The organism is Microvirga roseola (genome assembly GCF_020866965.1).
Taxonomy (GTDB): Bacteria; Pseudomonadota; Alphaproteobacteria; order Rhizobiales; family Beijerinckiaceae; genus Microvirga; species Microvirga roseola.
The window spans coordinates 1-434 of the sequence record NZ_JAJATX010000206.1 but is presented as its reverse complement, the minus strand read 5'-3'; the positions used below and the strand labels follow the sequence as shown (position 1 = coordinate 434).

Here is a 434-nt window from a genome sequence, read left to right as displayed (position 1 = left end):
TGGTCTGCCTCCTGAGAAGTGATCCTCCCTGAAGTATGGCTTATGAGCCAAAGGAGGACCAAAGATGGGCAAGAAGAGACACACGGCCGAGGAGATCGTTTCCAAGCTGCGGCAGGTGGACGTGCTGACGGCACAGGGCCGGACAGTGGCAGAGGCTATCCGGCAGATCGGCGTGACGGAGGTCACGTACTACAGGTGGCGTAATGAGTACGGCGGGCTCAAGTCTGACCAGGTCAGGCGGCTCAAGGAGCTGGAAATGGAGAACGCCCGGCTGCGGCGAGCCGTCTCGGACCTCACTCTGGAGAAGCTGGTCCTGAAAGAGGCTGCCTCGGGAAACTGGTAAGCCCCGCCCGTCGTCGCGCCTGTGTGGATCACGTGATCGCCAAGTACCGCGTCTCGGAACGGCTGGCCTGCCGGATCCTGGGCCAGCACCG

Annotated in this window: 1 pseudogene; it reads left to right on the top strand. The window is 62.4% G+C overall.

Features of this window, described 5'->3' with window-relative positions:
- Positions 1-64: 64 nt before the first annotated feature.
- Positions 65-434 (top strand): annotated as a pseudogene (locus tag LG661_RS24900) (transposase); the annotation flags it as partial.